The organism is Enterobacter sp. UNJFSC 003 (assembly GCF_036903355.1).
GTDB lineage: Bacteria > Pseudomonadota > Gammaproteobacteria > Enterobacterales > Enterobacteriaceae > Enterobacter.
On sequence record NZ_JBAKHK010000050.1, the window covers coordinates 1 to 407 of the forward strand.

General features: G+C 46.2%; 2 protein-coding genes. One reads left to right on the forward strand and one right to left on the reverse strand.

Translation table 11 applies throughout. The annotated features are described in order from the left end of the window. The first annotated feature begins 145 nt into the window (after positions 1-145). Positions 146-190 carry a protein YecV gene (yecV, locus tag V5P19_RS23025; RefSeq protein ID WP_211180499.1) on the forward strand — a complete coding sequence of 15 codons (45 nt, stop codon included), beginning with the start codon at positions 146-148 and terminating at the stop codon, positions 188-190. Between the two features lie 41 nt (positions 191-231). On the opposite strand, the gene V5P19_RS23030 is transcribed toward yecV, so the two are convergent. After that, positions 232-407 (reverse strand): DALR anticodon-binding domain-containing protein (locus V5P19_RS23030; RefSeq protein WP_334407846.1); only part of this gene is annotated, 176 nt, incomplete at its 5' end.

Sequence of the window (407 nt, forward strand, 5' to 3'; positions counted from 1 at the left end):
CTGCGTAAACCTGGCAAGAGATAATGCCTAATGTTAATACAAGAAATTTAAACACTGCGGTATTCCTTAAATTCAACCGTTATCGTTTCCCTGGGGCCGAATATTACGCTTCTGACTTCTTACCCAACAGTGAGAAAACGATGGCATGTCCATTTTCAGAATACATTTAGATGGCAATAAAAAAGCCTGATCAGGTAACCCTGATCAGGCTTCACTCTCACGAAAAATCGATTACATACGCTCTACAGTCTCAATACCCAGCGTATCCAGACCCAGCTTCAGCGTCTTCGCCGTCAGTTGTGCCAGTTTCAGACGGCTGTTACGCACTTCTTCGTTTTCTGCGCTGAGGATCGGGCAGTGCTCGTAGAAGCCAGAGAACAGACCGGCCAGATCGTACAGGTAAGCAC